18 protein-coding genes are annotated in these 22,304 nt (G+C 61.1%); 5 read left to right on the forward strand and 13 right to left on the reverse strand.

Annotated features, from left to right (window positions below; translation table 11 throughout):
- Positions 1-8: 8 nt before the first annotated feature.
- The 4 genes from fdhE to fdnG are packed head-to-tail and all read right to left on the reverse strand — an operon-like array spanning position 9 to position 5,532.
- A complete protein-coding gene (gene fdhE, locus H7A77_RS15570; protein WP_089192377.1) occupies positions 9-938 on the reverse strand; it encodes a formate dehydrogenase accessory protein FdhE in 930 nt (309 codons plus the stop codon).
- Positions 938-1,573: a formate dehydrogenase cytochrome b556 subunit gene (gene fdoI, locus H7A77_RS15575; protein ID WP_004934017.1), complete on the reverse strand. Its 636-nt coding sequence runs from the start codon at positions 1,571-1,573 to the stop codon at positions 938-940. The genes fdhE and fdoI overlap by 1 nt, the downstream gene beginning before the upstream one ends.
- Positions 1,570-2,472 carry a formate dehydrogenase subunit beta gene (gene fdxH / locus H7A77_RS15580; RefSeq protein WP_004934014.1) on the reverse strand — a complete coding sequence of 301 codons (903 nt, stop codon included), beginning with the start codon at positions 2,470-2,472 and terminating at the stop codon, positions 1,570-1,572. Before fdxH ends, fdoI begins: the two co-directional genes overlap by 4 nt.
- Before the next feature lie 12 nt (positions 2,473-2,484).
- The gene (gene fdnG / locus H7A77_RS15585) at positions 2,485-5,532 is read right to left on the reverse strand and encodes a formate dehydrogenase-N subunit alpha (RefSeq protein ID WP_159085256.1); all 3,048 of its coding nucleotides are present in this window, start codon (positions 5,530-5,532) and stop codon (positions 2,485-2,487) included.
- Between the two features lie 427 nt (positions 5,533-5,959).
- On the opposite strand from fdnG, the gene sodA reads away from it, so the two are divergent.
- Together sodA and H7A77_RS15595 are read left to right on the forward strand one after the other, a co-directional pair.
- On the forward strand, positions 5,960-6,580 hold the full coding sequence (gene sodA, locus H7A77_RS15590) for a superoxide dismutase [Mn] (protein ID WP_004934003.1): 621 nt from the start codon (positions 5,960-5,962) through the stop codon (positions 6,578-6,580).
- Between the two features lie 125 nt (positions 6,581-6,705).
- Positions 6,706-8,634, forward strand: a complete 1,929-nt coding sequence (locus H7A77_RS15595; RefSeq protein ID WP_072626474.1) for a methyl-accepting chemotaxis protein — start codon at positions 6,706-6,708, stop codon at positions 8,632-8,634.
- 32 nt (positions 8,635-8,666) lie between these two features.
- Here H7A77_RS15595 and H7A77_RS15600 read toward each other — a convergent pair whose 3' ends face one another.
- Positions 8,667-9,281 carry a histidine phosphatase family protein gene (locus H7A77_RS15600; RefSeq protein WP_031299772.1) on the reverse strand — a complete coding sequence of 205 codons (615 nt, stop codon included), beginning with the start codon at positions 9,279-9,281 and terminating at the stop codon, positions 8,667-8,669.
- Between the two features lie 131 nt (positions 9,282-9,412).
- On the opposite strand from H7A77_RS15600, the gene yiiM reads away from it, so the two are divergent.
- Both yiiM and H7A77_RS15610 read left to right on the forward strand, forming a co-directional pair.
- On the forward strand, positions 9,413-10,084 hold the full coding sequence (gene yiiM / locus H7A77_RS15605; RefSeq protein ID WP_182074390.1) for a 6-hydroxyaminopurine reductase: 672 nt from the start codon (positions 9,413-9,415) through the stop codon (positions 10,082-10,084).
- Positions 10,085-10,186: 102 nt separating this feature from the next.
- Positions 10,187-10,966, forward strand: a complete 780-nt coding sequence (locus H7A77_RS15610) for a class I SAM-dependent methyltransferase (RefSeq protein WP_182074391.1) — start codon at positions 10,187-10,189, stop codon at positions 10,964-10,966.
- 11 nt (positions 10,967-10,977) lie between these two features.
- Here the strand turns inward: H7A77_RS15610 and H7A77_RS15615 are convergent, their stop codons facing one another.
- Both H7A77_RS15615 and H7A77_RS15620 read right to left on the reverse strand, forming a co-directional pair.
- The gene (locus H7A77_RS15615) at positions 10,978-11,340 is read right to left on the reverse strand and encodes a YibL family ribosome-associated protein (protein WP_021504152.1); all 363 of its coding nucleotides are present in this window, start codon (positions 11,338-11,340) and stop codon (positions 10,978-10,980) included.
- A 73-nt stretch (positions 11,341-11,413) separates the two neighbouring features.
- Entirely contained in the window at positions 11,414-12,880 is a 1,467-nt protein-coding gene (locus H7A77_RS15620) for a PLP-dependent aminotransferase family protein (protein ID WP_042783403.1), read from the reverse strand.
- Between the two features lie 148 nt (positions 12,881-13,028).
- Between H7A77_RS15620 and H7A77_RS15625 the strand changes: the two genes are divergently transcribed.
- The gene (locus H7A77_RS15625) at positions 13,029-13,637 is read left to right on the forward strand and encodes a LysE family translocator (RefSeq protein ID WP_033652305.1); all 609 of its coding nucleotides are present in this window, start codon (positions 13,029-13,031) and stop codon (positions 13,635-13,637) included.
- Here the strand turns inward: H7A77_RS15625 and H7A77_RS15630 are convergent.
- The 6 genes from H7A77_RS15630 to glyQ form a co-directional block, all read right to left on the reverse strand.
- Positions 13,634-14,185 carry an MltR family transcriptional regulator gene (locus H7A77_RS15630; RefSeq protein ID WP_016929575.1) on the reverse strand — a complete coding sequence of 184 codons (552 nt, stop codon included), beginning with the start codon at positions 14,183-14,185 and terminating at the stop codon, positions 13,634-13,636. The two genes, H7A77_RS15625 and H7A77_RS15630, sit on opposite strands and share 4 nt — an antisense overlap.
- Before the next feature lie 94 nt (positions 14,186-14,279).
- Positions 14,280-15,425, reverse strand: a complete 1,146-nt coding sequence (locus H7A77_RS15635) for a mannitol-1-phosphate 5-dehydrogenase (protein ID WP_033652306.1) — start codon at positions 15,423-15,425, stop codon at positions 14,280-14,282.
- Positions 15,426-15,483: 58 nt separating this feature from the next.
- On the reverse strand, positions 15,484-17,403 hold the full coding sequence (locus H7A77_RS15640; protein WP_042783401.1) for a PTS mannitol transporter subunit IICBA: 1,920 nt from the start codon (positions 17,401-17,403) through the stop codon (positions 15,484-15,486).
- 542 nt (positions 17,404-17,945) lie between these two features.
- Positions 17,946-18,665 carry a DUF3053 domain-containing protein gene (locus H7A77_RS15645; protein ID WP_025304780.1) on the reverse strand — a complete coding sequence of 240 codons (720 nt, stop codon included), beginning with the start codon at positions 18,663-18,665 and terminating at the stop codon, positions 17,946-17,948.
- A gap of 343 nt (positions 18,666-19,008) precedes the next feature.
- Complete coding sequence (glyS, locus tag H7A77_RS15650) at positions 19,009-21,078, reverse strand: glycine--tRNA ligase subunit beta (protein WP_042783397.1); 2,070 nt, start codon at positions 21,076-21,078, stop codon at positions 19,009-19,011.
- Positions 21,079-21,087: 9 nt separating this feature from the next.
- Entirely contained in the window at positions 21,088-22,005 is a 918-nt protein-coding gene (glyQ, locus tag H7A77_RS15655) for a glycine--tRNA ligase subunit alpha (RefSeq protein WP_004933966.1), read from the reverse strand.
- Between the last annotated feature and the right edge of the window lie 299 nt (positions 22,006-22,304).

The raw sequence follows: 22,304 nt of genomic DNA on the forward strand, positions 1-22,304 counted from the left end.
CCGGGCGGTTACTCCGCCGGGAACAGGAACGGATTGATGCTGCTGCGGCCGAAGCCTTCCTCTTCCATGCGGGCGTCCAGCACCAGCGAAGCCAGATCGTCGGCCACCGCTTCGACCTGCGGGTCTTTTTCCTGATAGAGGATCTTCAGGTAAGTGCCGCAGTCGCCGCAGCTTTCCGCCTTCACCGCCGCCTGCTCGCTGTCCAGCGACCAGTAGTTGAGATCGCGGGTCTGCTCGCAGTTGCTGCACTTCACCCGCACCACGTGCCATTCGCTTTCGCACAGGTTGCAGTGCAGGTAGCGCAGGCCGTTGACGGTGCCGATATGCACCATGCTGGAAACCGGGATGCTGCCGCACACCGGGCAGAACTGGCGCTGCTCGCCGTATTCGGCGCGCGCCTTGCCGGGGATCAGGCTGGCCATCTGCGCCCAATAGAGCGACAGTGCGGCCCAGAGGAACGGCGCCTTCTCGCTGCCCACCTTGCCGAACTCGCGGTTGAGCAAGGCGTCGGCCATCAGCTCCAGCTCGTGCGCCGAGGTCTTCTCCAGGTTGTCCAGCACCGCCAGAATGTGTTCCGGCGCCTGCGGACGCAGCTCGGCGATCAGCGACGTCAGCAGCTTGCGCCAGTGCTCGCTGCGCGGGAACACGCTCAGATCGAGCGGCGGTTTGCCGCTGGCGGCGCCCTGCACCAACGCTTCACTCAGATCGAGCTGCAGCGGGTTATCGTGCAGCGCATGCTGCTGCGCCTGCGCCAGCTCGGCGGCAAAGTTCAGGTAGTCACCCAGCGGGTTGTCGACCGCCAGCTGACGCAGACGATCGGCGCGGCGGCTGTACAGGCTTTTCAGGTTGGCGAAAAGTAACGGCGGGATGTTCTCCGCCGTTGTGGACTTCTCACGCTGTGCCCCTAACTGCTCTTTAGGAACGATGCGGATACTCATCAGGGTTTATCTTCCTGTCGTTTCTCGCGGACCTCACGGTACCAGCGCGGATGATGTTTCTTGGCCCAGGCCGCCGGCACCCAGCCTTCCACCATCGCGGTAATGGTGCCTTTTACCCACAATGCGGCGTAAATGTGCACCATAATCACGATGATAAGGCCGACCGCGGCCAGCGAATGCACCAGCAGCGCGATGCGGATCAGCGGGATGGAGAACGACGGCGCAAAATACGGCCGCCAGATCACCACGCCGCTGGCCAGCAGCAGCACCAGGCTGATAATCGCCGCCCAGAACACGCACTTCTGGCCGAAATTATAGCGCCCGGTGTCACCCACTTCCTCGTTCATGGCGATTTTGTGGATGTTCTTGGCCCAGACGATATCTTCCCGGTTGATCAGGTTATGCTTCCAGTAGCGCAGGAACATCAGCAGGAACGCGGCGAACATGATGACCCCGACAAACGGGTGCAGAATGCGCGCCAGCTGCGGCGTCCCGAAGATGTTCATCAGCCAGTTGAAGGAGGGGAAGAAGAACCCCAGCCCGCTGATGGCGGCGAACACGAAGCAGAACGCCACTATCCAGTGGTTGATGCGCTCCGGCGCGCTGTAACGCTGAATGGGCTTTTCCTTTCTCATTTGCGCGTCTCCTCGTCATGCGACTCGTCGTGCTCGTCCTCATCCTCGACGCGGTTAGGCCCGACGCCGACATAGTGGAACACGCTGGCCGCGAAGGTGGCGGCAAAGCCGATGGCCGCCAGGGGTTTCCACACGCCCTTCCAGAAGGTCACCGCCGGGCTGATGCTCGGGTTGTCCGGCAAACCGTGGTACAGCTGCGGTTTGTCGGCGTGGTGCAACACGTACATCACGTGCGTGCCGCCCACCCCCGCCGGATCGTACAGACCGGCGTTCTGGTAGCCGCGGGTATTCAGCTCGCTGACGCGATCCGCCGCCACCTGCTTCATCGCTTCCTTGGTGCCGAAGTGAATCGCGCCGGTCGGGCAGGTTTTCACGCAGGCCGGTTCCTGGCCGACGTCCACGCGGTCGACGCACAGGGTGCACTTGTACACCCGGTTGTCGTCCTTGTTCATGCGCGGCACGTCGAACGGGCAGCCGGCGATGCAGTAGCCGCAGCCGATGCAGTGCTCGGACTGGAAGTCGACGATGCCGTTGGCGTACTGAATGATCGCGCCTTCCGACGGGCAGGCCTTCAGGCAGCCCGGATCGGCGCAGTGCATACAGCCATCCTTGCGGATCAGCCATTCCAGCTTGCCGTTTTCCTCCACCTCGGAGAAGCGCATCACCGTCCACGACTTGGCGGTCAGATCGGCGGGGTTATCGTACACCCCGACGTTGTGCCCCACTTCGTCGCGGATGTCGTTCCATTCGGAACAGGCCACCTGACAGGCCTTGCAGCCGATACAGGTGGTGACATCGATCAGTTTGGCCACTTCTTCCTGGTGGTCACGGGCGCGCGGCGCCGGCGTGAAGCCATTGGTGGCGGATTTACGAATGATGTCTTGAGATTGCATGGCCATAATTCGTCTCCGTTACACCTTTTCCACGTTGACCAGGAACGCCTTGAACTCCGGCGTTTGCGTATTGGCATCGCCGACGAACGGCGTCAGCGTGTTGGCGATAAAGCCTTTCTTCGCCACCCCTTCGTAACCCCAGTGAATCGGGATGCCGATGGTGTCGACTTCCTGGCCGTGCACCTGCAGCGTGCGAATACGCTTGGTCACCACCGCCTTGGCCTTGATGTAGCCGCGGTTGGAACTGACCTTCACGGTATCGCCCTGCTTGATGCCCTTCTTCTCCGCCAGCTTTTCGCCGATTTCCACGAACTGTTCCGGCTGGGCGATGGCGTTCAGCCGCGCGTGCTTGGTCCAGTAGTGGAAGTGCTCGGTCAGACGATAGGTGGTGCCGACGTAAGGGAACTTGTCGGATTTGCCCATCGCCGCCAGATCGTCCTTGAACACGCGCGCCGCCGGGTTGGACACCACGTTCGGGTGCAGCGGGTTGGTGCCGAGCGGCGTTTCGAACGGCTCGTAGTGTTCAGGGAACGGCCCTTCCGCCATTTTGTCGGTGGCGAACAGGCGGCCCATGCCTTCCGGCTGCATGATGAACGGCCCGACGTCGCTGCCCGGCGCGGCGGTGCTGTAGTCCGGGATATCGGCCCCGACCCACTTGGCGCCGTCCCACTCCAGCAGCTGGCGTTTCGGATCCCACGGTTTACCCTGCGGATCCGCCGAGGCGCGGTTGTACAGAATGCGGCGGTTGAGCGGCCATGCCCAGGCCCAGCCCAGCGTGTTGCCGAGGCCGGACGGATCGGCGTTGTCGCGCCGCGCCATCTGGTTGCCGGCCGGCGTCCAGCTGCCGGCGAAGATCCAGCAACCGCTGGCGGTGGTGCCGTCGTCGCGCAGCTGCGCGAACGAGCTGAGCAGCTCGCCTTTTTTCACCACCACTTTGCCGTCGGCATCCAGCAGATCCGCCAGCGCCTTGCCGTTGTTCTCCTGTGCCACCTCTTCCGGGGCCGGGTTGTCCGGCGTCAGGTAGTCCCAGCGCATGTTCAGCACCTGTTCCGGCACCGCGCCGCCGTCGCGCGCATACATCTCGCGCAGGCGGCTGAAGATGCCCGCCAGGATCTCGCCGTCGTTCAGCGCTTCACCCGGGGCGTCCGCGCCTTTCCAGTGCCACTGCAGCCAGCGGCCTGAGTTGACGATCGAGCCGTTCTCTTCGGCGAAGCAGGTGGACGGCAGGCGGAACACTTCGGTCTGGATCTGCGAGGAATCCACCTCGTTGAACTCGCCGTGGTTCTGCCAGAAGTTGGAGGTCTCGGTGTTCAACGGATCGATGGTCACCAGGAACTTCAGCTTGGACAGCGAAGCCACCACCTTGTTTTTGTTCGGGAACGACGCCACCGGGTTAAAGCCTTGGCAGAAGTAGCCGTTGACCTTGCCCTGCGACATCATCTCGAAGTACTGCAGCACGTCGTAGCCCTTGTCCCACTTCGGCAGCCAGTCAAAGCCCCAGCTGTTGTCCTTCTGCGCCTTGTCGCCGTAGAAGGTCTTCATCATGCTGACGAAGAATTTCGGGTAGTTGCCCCAGTAGTTCACCTGGCCCGGCAGCAGCGCCTTCGGCGTGTTGGCCTTCAGGTAGGTCTCGAGATCGGTCTGTTTCTCCGACGGCAGCGTCATGTAACCCGGCAGGCTCTGCGACAGCAGGCCGAGATCGGTCAGCCCCTGGATGTTGGAGTGGCCGCGCAGCGCGTTGACGCCGCCGCCCGCCATGCCCATGTTGCCGAGCAGCAGCTGGATCATCGCCATGGTACGGATGTTCTGCGCGCCGACCGAGTGCTGAGTCCAGCCCAGGGCATACAGGAACGAAGCGGTTTTATCCGCGACGCAGGTTTCGGCGATGTATTCGCACACCTTGAGGAAATCGTCCTTCGGCGTGCCGCAGATGTTGGTCACCACGTCAGGCGTGTAGCGGCTCACGTGCTGCTTCAGCAGGTTCCACACGCAGCGCGGATCCTGCAACGTGACGTCGCGCTTGGCGAAGCCGTTCTCGTCGAACTGGTAGTTCCAGGTGGTTTTGTCGTACTTGCGGTTTTCCGCGTCGTAGCCGCTGAACAAGCCGTCTTCGAAGGCAAAGTCTTCCCGCACCAGCAGGCTGGCGTTGGTGTAGGCCTCGACGTACTCGCGGTTAAACTTGTTGTTGGTCATCAGATACAGCAACACGCCCGACAGGAAAGCGATGTCGGTCCCGGAGCGGATCGGCGTGTAGAAGTCCGCCACCGATGCGGTTCGGGTAAAGCGCGGATCGATCACGATCAGCTTGGCATTGTTGTGTATTTTGGCTTCCATCGCCCAGCGGAACCCCACCGGATGCGCTTCCGCCGCATTACCGCCCATGACGATAATCAAATTCGCGTTCTTGATATCAACCCAGTGGTTGGTCATCGCACCGCGACCAAATGTTGGAGCAAGACTTGCTACCGTTGGTCCGTGTCAGACACGCGCCTGGTTGTCTACGGCAAGCATGCCGAGAGCGCGACTAAATTTTTGCGACAGAAAACCGGTTTCGTTGCTGGCGGCCGAGGCGCACAGCATGCCGGTGGTCAGCCAACGGTTGACGGTAACGCCCTGGTCGTTGGTTTTGATGAAGTTAGCGTCACGGTCTTCTTTCACCAGCTTGGCGATGCGGGTAAAGGCGTCGTCCCAGCTGATGCGCTGCCATTTGTCCGACCCCGGCGCCCGGTATTCCGGGTACTTGAGGCGGCTTTCGCTGTGGATAAAGTCAACCAGGCCGGCGCCTTTCGGGCAAAGCGCACCGCGGTTTACCGGGTGATCAGGATCCCCTTCGATATGGAAAATGCTTTCTTTGGCGTTTTTGGCGCCATCACCAAGGCTGTACATCAACAGCCCACAGCCGACGGAACAATACGTACAGGTATTACGGGTCTCGCGGGCGCGCAGCAGTTTGTACTGCCGGGTTTCCGCCAACGCCACTTCGGGGGCAAAGCCCAGCGCGGCCACCGTCGTTCCTGCCATACCGCCAGCGCAGATCTTAAAGAACTGCCTTCTGCTGACCTGCATGGGGGTCTCCTTTACTCTCGATTGTCACATTGTTCAAATGGCGCTCCTCGCCAAAACGGCGGAGCGCTAATGTCACTGTTGTTATGCTGATACGCGACGCGGCGATATTACCACAGCGTGCTTGTGGTTGTTACACACTCGTGCTCATTCAGTGAACGCATTGGCACATTTCGATACATTTCGGCGTCGCAGCAGGCTCGGCGCTCTCTACAGTATAGAGAGCAACCAACGCATCGGCGCCAAGGCATGAAGAGGCGCTCAAGGCCTCTTTTCTATCAGTATGTTAACGCAGCGATTTGTTCATTAACCACACAGTCAGCAGGGCATTGATAATCATTTTCAATATCATTTAATTAACTATAATGATCCGACTGCTTACGCGGTGCTCGCCCTTTGCGCCGCCCATACACCACTGGAGATGATGATTATGAGTTATTCACTGCCATCCCTGCCGTACGCTTACGACGCACTGGAACCGCATTTCGACAAGCAGACGATGGAAATCCATCACACCAAACACCATCAGACCTACGTCAACAACGCCAACACCGTGCTGGAAGCTTACCCTGAGCTGGCCAAATACAGCGTTGAAGAGCTGATCCAGGATCTGGATAAAGTCCCTGCCGACAAACGCACCTTCATGCGCAACAACGCCGGCGGCCACGCCAACCACAGCTTCTTCTGGAAAAACCTGAAAACCGGCACCACGCTGGGCGGCGATCTGAAAGCGGCCATCGAGCGCGATTTCGGCAGCGTTGAGAAATTCCAGGAAGAGTTCGAGAAAGCCGCAGCCACCCGCTTCGGTTCCGGTTGGGCCTGGCTGGTGCTGAAAGACGGCAAACTGGCCGTGGTGTCTACCGCTAACCAGGACAGCCCGCTGATGGGCGAAGCCGTCGCCGGCGCTTCCGGTTTCCCAATCATCGGTCTGGACGTGTGGGAACACGCTTACTACCTGAAATATCAGAACAAACGCCCTGACTACATCAAGGCGTTCTGGAACGTGGTCAACTGGGACGAAGCGGCCGCACGCTTCGCCGCGAAGAAGTAATTCGCCCCCGTTGATGAAGATGCCCGCCGCCGGCGGGTATTTTTTTGCCTGAAATCCGCTAAAGTTTGACCACTTCTTGCCGATGGTTTGTTCAATTGACGTTCGCCCGGAGAAGGAAAAACGCTATGGCGGCATTGCAAGCATTGGCAGGAAAGTTCACCCATCTCACCGTAGGTAAAAAGCTCGGCCTCGGCTTCGCGCTGTTGCTGCTGTTGGCGGTCGTCATCGCCGGCACCGGGGCGCAATACCTGCACATCATCGAATCCCGCGCCGATCGCATCGACTTCAGCAACCGGCTGAATGAGGAGATCAACCAGGCCAAATACAACCGCGCCATGTACGGCCAGACCTACCAGCCGGAGTATCTGCAGAACAACCGCGCCAATATCGATAACGCCGTCAAACTGATAGACCAGGGCCAGGCGTTGGACTGGGACGCCCAAAGCCGCAAGGATCTGCAGCGTCTGGTGACGCTGATTGGGGAATATCAGCAACAGCAAAAAATCTTTGAGCAGGCGGTCTCGGCGAAAGACGCGGTGCGCCAGAGCTGGAACATGTCGGAAGTGCAGGCCAGCCTGAGCCAGGTGGAGCGCCAGCTCACCAACGGCGATCTGCAGTTGGCCTTCATCCAGCTGAACCAGAAGCTGACCCAGGTGCGCTACGGCGCGCGCGGTCTGCTGCTGAGCCTGAACAAGGAAACCGAAGCGCCGCTGATGGCGGCCATCGACGACGCGCGCGACGCGGCCAACGCCTTGAGCCGCCGGGTCAACGACGCGCAGCGCCCGCAGCTGCAACCGCTGCTGGCTGCCCTGGACGATTACAAAAACCGTATCGCGGCCTACCTGCCGGCCTATGAGCACGAGCAGCAGATCAGCCGACAGCTCGGTGAACGCGCGCATGAGATCGGCACGCTGGTGAACGCCTTTATGCAGGACGAACTGGCGCAGACGCGCAGCAACATCAACCTGGCGCAGCTGCAGATGGGCATCACCACCCTGATCGCGATTATCGCCGGAGTGCTTATCGCCTGGCGCATCACGCTGCAGATCACCCGTCCGCTGCAAAGCACGCTGGCGATGGCGGAACGCATCGCCGGCGGCGATCTGCGCCAGGCGCAGACCAGCACCCGCCGCGATGAGTTGGGGCAGTTGCTGAACGCGGTGGCGGCGATGAGCCAAAATCTGCGCACCATGATTGAGAAGATCCAGATGGGGGTCAGCCAGGTCTCCACCGCTTCCGCGGAAATCGCCGCCGGCAACACCGATCTCTCCTCCCGCACCGAGCAGCAGGCGGCGGCGGTCGAGGAAACCGCCGCCAGCATGGAACAGCTGACCGCCACGGTGAAACAGAACGCCGACAACGCCCATCATGCCAATCAGCTGGCCACCGACGCCTCGCAGACCGCGCAACAGGGCGGCAAGCTGGTGGAGAACGTGGTCAGCACCATGCGCGATATTTCCAGCAGTTCGCAGCGTATCGCAGAAATTACCACCCTGATCAACGGTATTGCCTTCCAGACCAACATCCTGGCGCTCAACGCCGCGGTGGAAGCGGCGCGCGCCGGCGAACAGGGACGCGGCTTCTCGGTGGTCGCCAGCGAAGTGCGCAGCCTGGCGAGCCGCAGCGCCCAGGCGGCGAAGGAGATCGAAGGACTGATCGCCGAATCGGTCAGCCGGGTGAAAACCGGCACTGAGTTGGTGGAAAGCACCGGCAATACCATGGAACAGATCGTCCGCTCGGTCACCCACGTGCGCGACATCATGGCCGAGATCGCCGCCGCCTCCGATGAACAGACGCGCGGCATCGCCCAGATTGGCCAGGCGATCGTCGAAATGGACCATACCACTCAGCAGAACGCCGCGCTGGTGGAAGAGTCCGCCGCCGCCGCCGATTCGCTGGAAGAGCAGGCCGACATGCTGTTGCAGAGCGTTTCGGTGTTCCGTTTGGCGGAGCAGACCGAACCCGCCGCCGTGAAAGCCGCTGCGCCGAAAGCGCCGGCCGTAAAACCCGCGGCCGCCAACGCCGCAGCGGAAGAGAACTGGACCACCTTCTGACGCCCTCAGGCGAGGAATATCCGTTCCTCGCCCTATCTTTGTGGCAACAGGTGGGTCGCGACTCCCCAATTCAACAAGTTAAAACCAGAGGCGGTCGCATCAAGCATTGCGTAGCCGCAATTGCGATGACCGTATCTGCGGAGGTCCTCCTGCGGGTCGGCCCCTTTAAGCCACCAAATCAGTGCCTGCAGAGCATGGCCGTGCGTAACAACACCAAGCGTTTGATTTTGTCCATCGACAGCCAGATCGGACAGACAAGCCATCAGGCGCCAGGCAACCTCATAAGCATTCTCCCCTCCCGGAGCCGACGCCTCTGCCTTACCGGCAAAGAGGCACTGCGTCGCTTCTGGATAATCGCGCATGGCCTGCGCATAAGATAATCCTTCCAGTCGGCCAAAATCTTGCTCCTGCAAACGCTCATCCATTTGCACAGTGCAGCCACATCTCTCAGCCAACGTCTCCGCTGTCGTAAAAGCCCGACCAGCCGGTGAACTGATCAACAAAGTGACCGATAACATTTGCAAGCGAGCGCCAAGCCCAGCGATTTGACGTCGCCCCTCTTCTGTCAGCGGACTGTCACTTCGCCCCTGAATAATCCCCGAGCGGTTCCATTCTGACTCCGCATGCCTCAATACAATGAAACGCATGGTTTTTTCTCGACGATAAAAGCCTAAATATAGACAGGAAAAACACATCCTTCCGTACAGGTAAACGCCGGGTAGTGTACGAGAACAACTCAGGCTATGCTGAGCCCTCGACGCGAGACACGGAGGCGCACATGCATCACCCAGACGTTTACATCGGCAGCATTCAACCCTATGAAGGCGGGCGCCCCAGCGCCATCGCCAAACGCCAGGTGGATGGCGCCATCCGGCTCACGCCGCTCGGCCTGGAAGGCGACGAACAGGCCGAAAAAAGCTACCACGGCGGGCCGGACCGCGCGCTGTGCCACTACCCGCGCGAGCATTATGCCCACTGGCGCGAGCAGTTTCCGGCGCAGGCCGAGCAATTTTGCGCCCCGGCCTTCGGCGAGAATATCTCCACCGAAGGGCTGACCGAACACAATGTGTTTATGGGCGACATCTTCCGCTGGGGCGAGGTGCTGATCCAGGTCACCCAGCCGCGCTCGCCGTGCTTCAAGCTCAATTATCACTTCGCCATCGAGGACATTTCGGTGCTGATGCAGCAAAGCGGCCGCTGCGGCTGGCTGTATCGGGTGGTGTCGCCGGGCGCGGTCAGCGGCGATCGTCCGCTGGCGCTGGCGGCGCGCAACAGCGATGTGTCGGTGGCCGAAGCCATCGCCATCGCCTGGCACATGCCGTTCGATGCGGAACAGTATCGCCGCCTGTTGGCGGTGGCCGGCCTCTCCGCCAGCTGGAGCAAGACCATGCTCACTCGGCTCGCCGAAGGGCGCCTTGAGGATTTCAACCGCCGCCTGCTCGGCCATTGAAAGCGCGGGCGGAAAAATGAAAAACGTGCGCCGAATGCCGCGTTAACCCTTTTCTTCCGCCTATACTGTAGCCGCACGTTTTTTCAGCCAGGAGCCAGGTATATGACCACCCCGACCCATTCGATTCATCACGCCGCCGCCGAGGGCTATCAGGCCAATGCCGATCGCTATGTGAAAGGCCGGCCGGATTACCCGCCGGAAATCGCCGCCTGGCTGCGTGACGTCATCGGCCTGCACGCCGGCATGACGGTCATCGATCTCGGCGCCGGCACCGGCAAGTTCACCCCGCGCCTGCTGGAAACCGGCGCGCAGGTGATCGCCGTCGAACCGGTGCCGCAAATGCTGGAAAAACTGTCGGCGGCGCTGCCGCAGGTGAAAACGCTGGCGGGCACCGCCGACGCGATCCCGCTACCGGACGAGTCGGTGGATGCCGTGGTGTGCGCCCAGTCCTTCCACTGGTTCGCCACGCCGCAGGCGCTGGCGGAAATCCAGCGCATTCTCAAGCCCGACGGCAAACTCGGCCTGGTGTGGAACATGCGCGATGCGCGCGTCGGTTGGGTGCGTAAACTGAATCAGATCGTCGATAGCCACGAAGGCGATGCGCCGCGTTTCTATACCGGCGAATGGCGCAAACTCTTCCCGTTCAAAGGCTTTGAACCGCTGCAGGAGCAGGTGTTTATGCTCGGCCACCGCGGCGCGGTGGAGGACGTGATCTACAACCGCGTGCGTTCAACCAGCTTTATCGCCGCGCTGCCGCAGCCGCAACAGGAGCAGGTTATCGATCGGTTGCGCCAACTGGTGGCGGAAGAAGAGGAACTGCGGGGCAAGGACACGGTCACCGTGCCCTATCAGACCAAGGCGTATTTCACCACCAAGGTCTGACGCCCGGGGATTCAGAACGCTTTCTTGGCGTAGCCGGTGACCGCTTTCAGGCCCATCTCGCGGCCCAACGCGGTCATCGGGTGCACTACGATCAGCCCGCGCGCGCTTTTCTTCAGCGCGCCCATATCGGCCTGCTCTTTCTTGGTGATCTCGCGGCTGAACGGCAGCTGGCTCAGCTTCTGCGCTTCGGCGCTCAGCTTCTCGCCGCGCACGTTTTTCAGGCGCTCGATCTCCGTCGCCAGTTTCTCTTTCTCTTTGGTGTGCTGCGCGATCAACTCAGGGTTGCCCTGTTGGATCACGGTGGCGTCTTTGTGGTTCAAGGCGTCCAGCAGGTCGCTCAGGCGCTTGATCTCTGCCTTTTCTTTCTCTTTCATGGTCTCTGGCCCGTTGTGCCCAAAATGGCACGCTAATCAATGATACCGGCATTGTAGCAAAAGGCGCGCGCCGTTACCCGTCCTGCGCAATGCCGGGCGGCAGGCCGCTCATCTCGCAGGCCCTGGCGCCGAGCCGAGCCAGCGCCTGGGTGTAGCGCGCGTTGAACGGGTAGCAGCAGGAGAGCCGCAGCGCGTTGCGGTAGCGCCCGCTCGGGGAATACAGGGTGCCCGGCGTCAAACAGATCTGCTCCTCCAGCAGCTGATGGAACAGCGCCACGCTGTCCACGCCGGGAGGGAATTCGACCCAGAACACGAAGCCGCCCGCCGGCTGCGTGGCCAGCGTGCCGCGCGGGAAATGCCGGGCGATCAGCGCCCTCGCCTCGTCGACCTGCGCCGCATAGCGCTTGCGCAGGTTGCGCAAATGGTGATCGTAGCCGCCGCTCTCCAGGAAGGTCGCCAGCGTTTCCGACAGCAGCTGCGACTCGGACATCGACGACACCGCCTTCAGCTTGCGCAACGCCTCGTGAAAACGGCCGCCGCAGATCCAGCCGACGCGAAAATCCGGCGCCAGCGTTTTGGTGAAGCTGGAGCAAAACAGCACCCAGCCGTCGCGATCGAACGCCTTCACCGCCGGCGACAGCGCGCCGCCAAACTGGATCTCGGCATACAGCCCATCTTCAATCAACGGCACCTGATGATCGTTCATCAGCCGCGCCAGCCGCTTTTTCGCCGCCAGCGGCATGGTGCAACCCAGCGGGTTTTGCACCGTCGGCATGGCGATCACCGCATTCAGCCGCTTCTCGTTCAGCAGCAGCTCCAGCGCGTCCAGCGACAGCCCCAGCTGGGGATCGGTAGGGATTTCCAACGCTTTCAGCCCCAGGCTGGCCAGCAGCGGCAGCAGATAAAAGTAGGTCGGCGACTCCAGCCCGACGCAGTCGCCCGGTTTGGTGGTGACGCGCAGCGCCAGCTGCAGCGCCTCCATGCAGCCGTGGGTCAACACCACGTCGCCCGGCTCCAACAGCATGCCGAGCGTCATTGAGCGGCGGGCGATCTGCTGACGCAGCCGCAGGCTGCCGGGCGGCAACGGATATTGTCCGATCAGATCCGGCTGGCGGCGCAGTTGGGAAGACAGCATGCGCCCCAGTTTGCCGCCGGGATAGAAATCACTGGTCTGCGGGCAGGCCAGCGCAATGTTGGTGAAGGCCGGGTTCTGCTGGGCGGCGAACACCGTATCGATCAACGCCAGCACGTCGTCCGCCGGCGGCTCGATGCGGCCGCTGGGCGCCGAGGCCATCTTCAGCGCCGGCAGCGTGCTGCGGACATAAAACCCCGACTGCGGCCGCGCTTCGATCAGCCCGCGATCCTCCAGCGTGCGGTAAGCCGACACGACGGTATTGATGCTGACGCGATGGGTTTGCGCACAGCGCCGCACCGAAGGCAAGCGGTCGCCGGGCTGTAGCGTGCCGCGGCGAATGGCTTCGGCCAGCGTATCCGCCAGCTGCAGGTAACGGGTATCCGGGGTTTCATCGAGCAAGGTCACAGTTTCTCTCCAGGCAATGGGTACAGTTTACATTTCATACAACTGTAACCATGACAATATCCGATTTGTGATTCTGTCACCATCCCATCGCAGCGATTATGCTGATCCTCTCGTTATTACCGTCATTTTCACGTTCAAGGAACCTGCCATGCTGGACTCCGCCTTTGTCAGCTACGTCACCGTCATGTCGATCACTCCCGGCCCCAACAACCTGCTGCTGGCCTCGTCGGGCGTTAACTTCGGCCTGCGCCGCACCCTGCCGATGCTGTTCGGCATCTGCGTCGGTTGTGCGGTACAGCTGGCGATCATTATCCCGCTGCTGGCGCTGGCGCTGAGCTGGGCCGGCGTCATCCGCCTGCCGCTGGCGGTGATCGGCTGCGCCTATCTGCTGTGGCTGTCATGGAAGCTGTTTCAGGCGGCCTCGCCGGACGCCAAAGAACAGGCGCAGCCGATGAGCCTGCTCAGCGGCGCGCTGTTTCAGGCGGTCAACCCCAAGGCCTGGCTGATGGTGATCAACGTGGCGATCCTGTTCACCCCGCGCGAAGGCGCCACTTTCGTCCATACGCTGTCTATCATCGCCGGTTTCGCGCTGCTGAACTTGCCGTGCGTGCTGCTGTGGGCGGTGTTGGGCGACCGGTTGCGCAACGCGCTGCGGGTCACCTGGAAACTGCGCGCCTTCAACGGCGTGATGTCCGGGCTGATGGCCGCCACCGCGCTGTGGTTGCTGTTCGACGAATGGCGCGCGGCCTTCGCTTAGCCGCGGCCGAGAGGAGAGAGTCGGGAAGGTTGTTTGGCGCCGATGCCGGCGATCAGGTCGGTAATGGACAGCACCATGGTGGAGCGCACCATCTGCTGATAGCGCTGGCGCTGCATGGCGATCAGCGCTTCATCCGCCTCGCCCGGCTGCAGGAAGGTCGGCACCGGCGGCAGCGCGGCCACGCAGTGCAGCTCGCCGAACGGCCCGAGGATTTCGTCGTCGACGAAGCGGTATTCCGAACCGTCGTGGTTCAGCTCTTCGCGCATCGCCATCAGCAGTTCGGCGTCTTCATATTCGTGGCGGGAGATCACCCCCAGCCCGTACATCAGCTTCAGGCGTACCGACAGCTCCCCCAGCGGGCCGCTGCCGGACAATAGCGGTTCGACGGCATATTTCACCGCATAGTCGTCCTTGCGGAATACCTGCACCACCAGCACGTTGAGCGCTTCCGCCAGCAGCTCTACCGCCGCGATCAGGAAGCTGCGCACCGTTTTGCCCGCGTTCAGCTTTTCCAGAACCTGGTTTTCAAATGCCTGTGCTTCTTCCATCGTCGCTTTTCGAAAGGCGTGGGGAGGGCCGTCGATGCCGAACTCGGGTTCCAGGAGCGCAGCAAGCTGCGCTCGGGTGTTCATCATCACGATTCTACTTGTGCATGGCGTTATACACAGCAACGGCCTCTTCTACAACCTCGCTTTCCGCCGGCAGGCCGGAAATTTGCGCCAGCGCGGCTTTCGGCCCGAGCGTGTTCAGCAGTTCCGCCAGTTCCTGCGCCTGCGGATCCTGTTCGCTGCGGTAGCTCATGGCGGCGGCGATGCCCTGGATCAGGTTGGCATGCGGCAGGCCGTATTCCAGCGTGCCCAGCAGCGGTTTGATCAGGCGATCGCCGGCGCTCAGTTTACGCAGCGGCTGGCGCCCTACGCGCTCGACGTCGTCGTGCAGATACGGATTTTCAAAGCGGCCGAGGATTTTGTTGATGTAGGCGGCATGCTTGTCGGCGTCGAAGCCGTAACGCTTGATCAGCACCGCGCCGCTCTCTTCCATCGCCCCTTTCACCACGCGGCGGATCGCCGGGTCGAGAATGGCGTCGCGAATGGTTTGCAGCCCGGCCCGTTGACCGAGGTAGGCGGTGATGGCGTGGCCGGTGTTGAGGGTGAACAGCTTGCGCTCGACGAACGCCATCAGGTTGTCGGTCAGTTCCATGCCGGCGATCGCCGGTGGCTGGCCTTTAAACTGCGTCTGATCGACGATCCATTCGCTGAAGGTTTCCACCGTCACTTCCAGCGGATCGCTGCTGTCCGCCGGCGGCACAATGCGGTCGACCGCCGAATCGACGAAGCCGACGTGCTGTTCAACCCATGCCTGCTCGTCCTGCGGCAGCGCGGCGAACACGTGCTGCTTCAGCTGGCTGGTGCCGCGCACCATGTTCTCGCAGGCGATGATGTTCAGCGGCTGCACATTGCCCTGCTGATGGCGCAGCACCAGCCCTTTGGCGATCGTGCCGGCGATTTTGGCGAGAATTTGCGGGCCAACGGCGGTGGTCACCAGATCCGCCTCGGCGATCAGCGCCGCCGCGGCCTCGCTGCCGCTGTTGACGGCGCTGACGTTGTTGACGCGCTCCACGCGCTCTTGCTCGCCCACCACGTGCACCGAGTAGCTTTTTCGGCTGTTCAGCAGATCCAGCACCGTTTGATTGACGTCGGCGAAGGTCACCTCAACCCCCGCGTCCGCCAGCAGCTTGCCGATAAAACCACGGCCGATATTCCCTGCGCCAAAATGTAATGCTTTCATAACTCTACCTTCTTAATGTCGAAGGGTGCAGCAAGCTGCACCCTTTAAAATGATTCCGTTATCCGGCTTTTTTGCCGCCGAGCAGGTCCAGCACTTCCTGAACGCTGGTGGTATTCGCCAGCCGCTCGATCACGCTCTCGTCATCCAGCGCGTTGGTCAGGCTGGTGATCACCTGAATATGCTCGTTGTTGCGCGCGGCGATGCCGATCACCAGACGGGCCACTTCATCCTCTTCATCGCCGAAGCGCACGCCCTGTGGGTACTGACAGAACACCACGCCGGTGCGCAGCACCCGGTCTTTGGCCTCGATGGTGCCGTGCGGCACGGCGATCGATTCGCCCAGGTAAGTGGAGGTGAGCTTTTCGCGCTCCAGCATCGCCGGCACGTATTCCGCCTCGACGTAGCCGCCCTTCACCAGCTGCTCGCCGGCGAAGCGGATCGCCTGCTCTTTGTCGCTGGCCTGCAGGTTGAGGAACACGTTGCTCTCGCTCAGCTTGAACAGGTTCGGTTCCCCGGCTTCAAAGCTGTCGTCCAGCGCGCCCAGCACCTTCTGCTGGTTGTCGGTGGTTTTGTTGACCGCCACCAAACGCTCGACCAGATCGCTGTACAGCTTGCTGTCGAGGAAGTTGGTCAGCGAGATGTGCTGGGCCTGCGGCGCGTGGCGCATCGCGCGCTCGGTCAGATCGCGGTGGGTGATCACCAGATCCACGTCGTCCGGCAGGCTGTTGATGGCGCTGTTGGTCACCGAGATGTTCTTCAGCCCGGCGTCGGCCACTTTCTTGCGCAGCACCCCGGCGCCCATGGCGCTGGAACCCATGCCCGCATCGCAGGCGACGATGATTTTGCGCACGGTGCTCAGATCGCCGTCGACCGATGCCGGCGCCGCCGCGCCGCCTTTGGACTGCGATTTCATCTCTTGCATGCGACGGGTCGCGGCTTCCAGATCGTCATCCTCTTTCACCTTGGAGGTTTTCAGCAGGAAAGCGGATACCACGAAGGAGACGGCGAAGGCTGCGCATACCGCCGCAATGTTGGCGAAGTAAGCGCCTTTCGGCGTCATCGCCAGCACCGCCAAAATCGAACCCGGGGAAGCCGGAGAAACCAGGCCGCCGTTCAGCATCGTCAGGGTGAAGACGCCGGTCATGCCGCCCAGGATCACCGCCAGCAGCAAGCGTGGGTTCATCAGCACGTAGGGGAAGTAGATTTCGTGGATGCCGCCCAGGAAGTGAATGATCGCCGCACCGCCGGCGGATTGCTTGGCGCTACCTCGGCCAAAGAACATGTAGGCCATCAGCACGCCCATGCCCGGACCTGGGTTGGCTTCTATCAGGAAGAACACCGATTTGCCGGCTTCCGTGGCCTGCTGAATACCCAGCGGCGAGAAGATGCCGTGGTTGATGGCGTTGTTCAGGAACAGGATTTTCGCCGGTTCAACGAAGATGGACGCCAATGGCAGCAGGTTGTTCGTCACCATCACGTGCACGCCCGCGGCCAACAGTTTGGAGAGCACCTCCACCAGCGGCCCGATGCCCAGGAAGGCCAGGATCGCCAGCAGCATGCCGATGATGCCGGCGGAGAAGTTGTTCACCAGCATTTCAAAGCCGCTTTTGATCTTGCCGTCCACCCAGCGGTCGAAATGCTTGATGGCCCAGCCGCCCAGCGGGCCGGCGATCATCGCGCCGAGGAACATCGGCATGTCGGCGCCGACGATGACGCCCATGGTGGTGATGGCGCCGACCACGCCGCCGCGATCGCCACCCACCAGCCGCCCGCCGGTGTAGCCGATCAGCAGCGGCAGCAGGTAGGTGATCATCGGGCCGACCAGCTTGGCTAAGGTTTCATTCGGCAGCCAGCCGGTTGGAATGAATAGCGCGGTGATAATCCCCCAGGCGATAAAGGCGCCGATGTTGGGCATCACCATGTTGCTCAGGAAGCGGCCAAAGTTTTGCACTTTAACCTTGATGTCTGGTGAAAACATAAAACACACCCCTATTGTTACGCGCTGACAATAGAGCGCGTGATTATTGTTGTGACGATCCAGCCGTGTTGCCGCTGTATGCGAAACGGACTCTATCACGCTGTTTTTGTCACGCGAACTTCACGGATTTTTTGTGATACAAATCACACACAACACCCCAACAAACCCTCATTTATAGTGATTTAGATCACACTTATGACGTGTAAAAAAAGCACAGTGAGAACAAAGTCGCCACAAAACCCCCAATAAGGTGACTATGATCACATTTTTAAATTGGCGTTTTGTTTTTGAATTGTGACATTAGTCACAATTTATTTTTAGCTGCAGCGCCGATCGCAACGCTCTGTTTGATCTTCCCTGTGAGCACTCATCCCGCCGGGAACTAGCGAAGTGATGAATGAAAGAAAACTACATTGCCTAATGAATGGATTAATTGAAGTGTAGTACAGAAGCCTGCGCAATAAACCAGCAAGCGATTGGAAACGCTGAGGGGAAATAAAACAGGCCGGCAATGCCGGCCTGTTTCGCGCCTGGACGCGTTATTATTGCGTCACGCTTTGAATGGTTTTCTGCGCATTCATCAGGTTCTGCTGCTTAGCCACCAGATTCGACATCATGGTGTTGTATTGCGCCACCTGCTGCGCAGTGCGGAACTGCACGCCGTTGTTGTTGAAGCTGACCTGATTGCCCTGGCTCTGCAGGAAGTCGCCGACCTGCACCAGATCCTGCACAAAGCTGGCGGTAGTCGGGATCGCCGGCATCAAGGCGTTGGCCGGTGCGGTGACTATCTTGTCATAGGCCTGGTTGTACACCGCCTTCAGATCGTCAGGCTGCTTCAGCGCCGCGTGGGCAGTATCCGCCTGCGATTTGGCCGACTGGATCTGCTGGCCCAACAGGTTCAACGCCCCGACCGATTGCTGCAGCGCGTCGCGTTTGTTCAGGTAGTCCTGCGCGGTGCGGATCTGGTTAATCTGATCCAGCGCCGGGGTCAGGCTGGCGCCGACCGATTTGGACAACTGCTGCGAAAAACCGACCAAAATCGCGTAATCGCCGGCATAGTTGCCGAACTTCTGCTTCTGATCTTCGCTCAGCGTGGGGATGTTCGCCCCGCTGCGCATCACGGTATTCTGTAAGTAATCGATAAATGCTTTGCGCTGTTCCGGCTCTTTATCGCCGCAGGCGGTCAATTGCATGACCACCAACAATGCCAATACCGGTGCCAACCAACGCGCGAAACCTCTGCTCTGGATCCCTACCGCCATGTGACATAACTCCTGTTATAAACCTGCTTTTTCATTGGACTCCGCCCCTTTTTCCGCACTCCGTGCGCCTATAAGAATAGATCAACTGGCGGCGTTCCGATACGCGATTCCGCTTGCGGTGAACATTGTCTCGGCCGGAGGCGGTTGAACATCGTGCGCAAAACGCACTGAGGTTCATTGCCGTCGGCGACCGGACGCTTCAATTTCCCCAAGTCGCCCCCCAAGTCGCCCCCCAAGTCGCCCCCCAAGTCGCCCCCCAAGTCGCCAGGCGACCTTGCCTTCGCACCCAGGAAACGGAAATAAAAAAGGCGCCCGCAGGCGCCTTTTCACAGCAAAGAATCGCTTACTGCAGCACGGAGATATCCGCCACCTGCAGGAACAGCTCGCGCAGTTTGCTCAGCAGCGTCAGACGGTTAACGCGCACTTCCGCATCGTCCGCCATCACCATCACGTTGTCGAAGAACGCATCCACCGGCTCACGCAGCGCGGCCAGTTCCACCAGCGCTTCCTGGTAGTTGCCCGCCGCGAAGTACGGCTGCAGCTTGTCGCGCAGCACCACCAGGTGAGTCGCCAGCTGGATCTCCGCCGCATCCTTCAGCACCGAGGCGCGCACGCTGTCGTTCAGCGTTTCGCTAGACTTGGCCAGAATGTTGGAGACGCGTTTGTTGGCCGCAGCCAATGCCGCCGCCTCGTCCAGCGTGCGGAAATGGGATACCGCCTTGACGCGCGCGTCGAAGTCGGCCGGTTTGGTCGGACGGCGCGCCAGCACCGCCTGAATGGTATCGACCGCGTGGCCTTCTTCCTGATACCAGGCGCGGAAACGACCCAGCATGAATTCCACCACGTCGTCGACCACCTTGGCATTGGTCAACTTGCTGCCGTACAGGCGCACGGCCTCTTCGGTCAGAGTCTGCAGATCCAGCGGCAGGTTTTTCTCGACGATGATACGCAACACGCCCAGCGCGGCGCGGCGCAGCGCGAACGGGTCTTTATCGCCCTTCGGATGCTGCCCGATGCCGAAGATGCCGGCCAGGGTGTCCATCTTGTCGGCGATCGCCAGCGAGCAGGCCACCAGCGACTGCGGCAGCGCATCACCGGCGTAGCGCGGCTGATACTGCTCGTTCAGGGCAACGGCGACATCTTCCGCCTCACCGTCGTGGCGCGCATAGTGCATGCCCATCACGCCCTGGGTGTCGGTGAATTCGAACACCATGTTGGTCATCAGGTCGCACTTCGACAACAGGCCAGCGCGGGTGGCGTGGTTGACGTCGGCGCCAATCTGGCCGGCAACCCAGCCCGCCAGCGCCTGGATGCGATCGGTTTTGTCGCGCAGGGTGCCCAGCTGCTGTTGGAACAGCACGGTTTCCAGGCGCGGCAGGTTGTCTTCCAGACGTTTTTTGCGGTCGGTGTTGAAGAAGAACTCGGCGTCGGCCAAACGCGGACGCACCACCTTCTCGTTGCCGGAGATGATCTGCTGCGGGTCTTTCGACTCGATGTTGGCCACGAAGATAAAGTTAGGCAGCAGTTTGCCCGCGGCGTCGTACACCGGGAAATACTTCTGGTCGCCCTTCATGGTGTACACCAGCGCTTCCGCCGGCACCGCCAGGAATTTCTCTTCGAATTTGGCGGTCAGCACCACCGGCCATTCCACCAGCGAGGCCACTTCTTCCAGCAGGCTGTCGCTCAGATCGGCCTTGCCGCCGATCTTCTGCGCCGCCAGTTCGGCGTCGCGTTTGATAAGGGCTTTGCGCGCTTCGTAGTCAGCGACCACTTTGCCGCGCTCCAGCAGGATCTGCGGATATTGGTCGGCATTGTCGAGGGTGAACTCGGCTTCGCCCATGAAGCGGTGGCCGCGCACGGTGCGCGCGGATTCGATGCCCAGCACGGTGCCCGGGATCAGATCGGCGCCCAGCAGCATCGTGACGGTGTGCACCGGACGCACGAACTGCACGTCGGAATCGCCCCAGCGCATCAGTTTCGGGATCGGCAGCTTGCCGAGCGCGGTGCTGACCATGCCGGCCAGCAGTTGTTGCGCCGACTGGCCTTTGACATGGGCGCGGTACATCAACCACTCGCCCTTGTCGGTCACCAGGCGCTCCGCCTGATCGACGGTGATGCCGCAGCCGCGCGCCCAGCCTTCGGCCGCTTTGCTCGGTTTGCCTTCGGCGTCGAACGCCTGAGCGATCGCCGGGCCGCGTTTTTCAATTTCGCGATCGGCCTGCGCCGCGCTCAGGTTGGCCACTTTCAGCGCCAGGCGGCGCGGTGCGGCGAACCAGCTCACGTCACCGTGTTCCAGGCCGGCGTTGTCCAGCTCGGCGGTGAAGTTGGCGGCGAAAGATTCCGCCAGGGAACGAAGAGCCTTCGGCGGCAGCTCTTCCGTGCCGATTTCCACCAGGAAAGTCTGTTGAGTCATGGCTGCCTCTTAGTTCTCGTTCTTCTTGTTGCACATCGGGAAGCCCAGCGCTTCGCGGGAAGCGTAGTAGGCTTCGGCAACGGCTTTGGTCAGCGTGCGGATGCGCAGAATGTAGCGTTGACGCTCGGTCACCGAAATCGCCTTGCGCGCGTCCAGCAGGTTGAAGGTATGGCCCGCCTTCAGGATGCGTTCGTAGGCCGGCAGCGGCAGCGGTTTTTCCAGCGCCAGCAGCGATTGGGCTTCTTTCTCGTACTGCTCGAAGCAGGAGAACAGGAAGTCGACGTCGGCGTATTCGAAGTTGTAGGTGGACTGCTCCACTTCGTTCTGATGGAACACGTCGCCGTAGGTGGTGACGCCCAGCGGGCCGTTGCTCCACACCAGATCGTACACGCTGTCCACGCCCTGGATGTACATCGCCAGACGCTCCAGGCCATAGGTGATCTCGCCGGTCACCGGCTTGCACTCCAGGCCGCCGACCTGCTGGAAGTAGGTGAACTGCGTCACTTCCATGCCGTTCAGCCACACTTCCCAACCCAGGCCCCAGGCGCCGAGCGTCGGGTTTTCCCAGTTGTCTTCCACGAAGCGGATGTCGTGGATAGTCGGATCCAGACCCAGCTCTTTCAGCGAGCCCAGGTAGAGTTCCTGAATGTTGTCCGGCGATGGCTTAATCACCACCTGGAACTGATAGTAGTGCTGCAGACGGTTCGGGTTTTCGCCGTAGCGGCCGTCGGTCGGGCGACGGGATGGCTGCACATAAGCGGCGGCCATCGGCTCCGGCCCCAGTGCGCGCAGGCACGTCATCGGGTGTGAGGTTCCCGCGCCGACTTCCATGTCCAATGGTTGAACGATGGTGCAGCCCTGGCGCGCCCAATAATCCTGCAGTGTCAGGATCAGGCCCTGGAAGGTCTTGGTATCAAACTTTTGCATGTTGAATTCGCACGCGATACAAGTGGATTTATATGGAATGCGCCAGTATACCCTTTGACCGTAAGATATACAGCCAGAATCCGGCAACAAGTGCGAATCGGGGCGAGAAGCGCTGGATTTTCACCCGTCGGCCAAGAAAAACGTCGGCGGCATCGGCGCCGCAGAGGGCGAGGTAACCGCACCGCTTTCGCAGGCTCGGGTATCGGCTGGCTTTAGAGAAACGCCGATTCATCTCCCGCATGCTTCCACTACCGGCAGCTTGAGGCTTCTTCGACAAACAACAGGCGTGTTGAACAATA

Source organism: Serratia sp. ME47 (assembly GCF_903970925.1).
In the GTDB taxonomy this organism is placed as follows: Bacteria; Pseudomonadota; Gammaproteobacteria; order Enterobacterales; family Enterobacteriaceae; genus Serratia; species Serratia ureilytica.

Bases quoted from the DNA above. Each gene is read 5' to 3' on its own strand.
- fdhE (WP_089192377.1), bottom strand. From the start codon at position 938: ATGAGTATCCGCATCGTTCCTAAAGAGCAGTTAGGGGCACAGCGTGAG.
- fdoI (WP_004934017.1), bottom strand. From the start codon at position 1,573: ATGAGAAAGGAAAAGCCCATTCAGCGTTACAGCGCGCCGGAGCGCATC.
- fdxH (WP_004934014.1), bottom strand. From the start codon at position 2,472: ATGGCCATGCAATCTCAAGACATCATTCGTAAATCCGCCACCAATGGC.
- sodA (WP_004934003.1), top strand. From the start codon at position 5,960: ATGAGTTATTCACTGCCATCCCTGCCGTACGCTTACGACGCACTGGAA.
- H7A77_RS15595 (WP_072626474.1), top strand. From the start codon at position 6,706: ATGGCGGCATTGCAAGCATTGGCAGGAAAGTTCACCCATCTCACCGTA.
- H7A77_RS15600 (WP_031299772.1), bottom strand. From the start codon at position 9,281: ATGCGTTTCATTGTATTGAGGCATGCGGAGTCAGAATGGAACCGCTCG.
- yiiM (WP_182074390.1), top strand. From the start codon at position 9,413: ATGCATCACCCAGACGTTTACATCGGCAGCATTCAACCCTATGAAGGC.
- H7A77_RS15610 (WP_182074391.1), top strand. From the start codon at position 10,187: ATGACCACCCCGACCCATTCGATTCATCACGCCGCCGCCGAGGGCTAT.
- H7A77_RS15615 (WP_021504152.1), bottom strand. From the start codon at position 11,340: ATGAAAGAGAAAGAAAAGGCAGAGATCAAGCGCCTGAGCGACCTGCTG.
- H7A77_RS15625 (WP_033652305.1), top strand. From the start codon at position 13,029: ATGCTGGACTCCGCCTTTGTCAGCTACGTCACCGTCATGTCGATCACT.
- H7A77_RS15630 (WP_016929575.1), bottom strand. From the start codon at position 14,185: ATGGAAGAAGCACAGGCATTTGAAAACCAGGTTCTGGAAAAGCTGAAC.
- H7A77_RS15635 (WP_033652306.1), bottom strand. From the start codon at position 15,425: ATGAAAGCATTACATTTTGGCGCAGGGAATATCGGCCGTGGTTTTATC.
- H7A77_RS15640 (WP_042783401.1), bottom strand. From the start codon at position 17,403: ATGTTTTCACCAGACATCAAGGTTAAAGTGCAAAACTTTGGCCGCTTC.
- H7A77_RS15645 (WP_025304780.1), bottom strand. From the start codon at position 18,665: ATGGCGGTAGGGATCCAGAGCAGAGGTTTCGCGCGTTGGTTGGCACCG.
- glyS (WP_042783397.1), bottom strand. From the start codon at position 21,078: ATGACTCAACAGACTTTCCTGGTGGAAATCGGCACGGAAGAGCTGCCG.
- glyQ (WP_004933966.1), bottom strand. From the start codon at position 22,005: ATGCAAAAGTTTGATACCAAGACCTTCCAGGGCCTGATCCTGACACTG.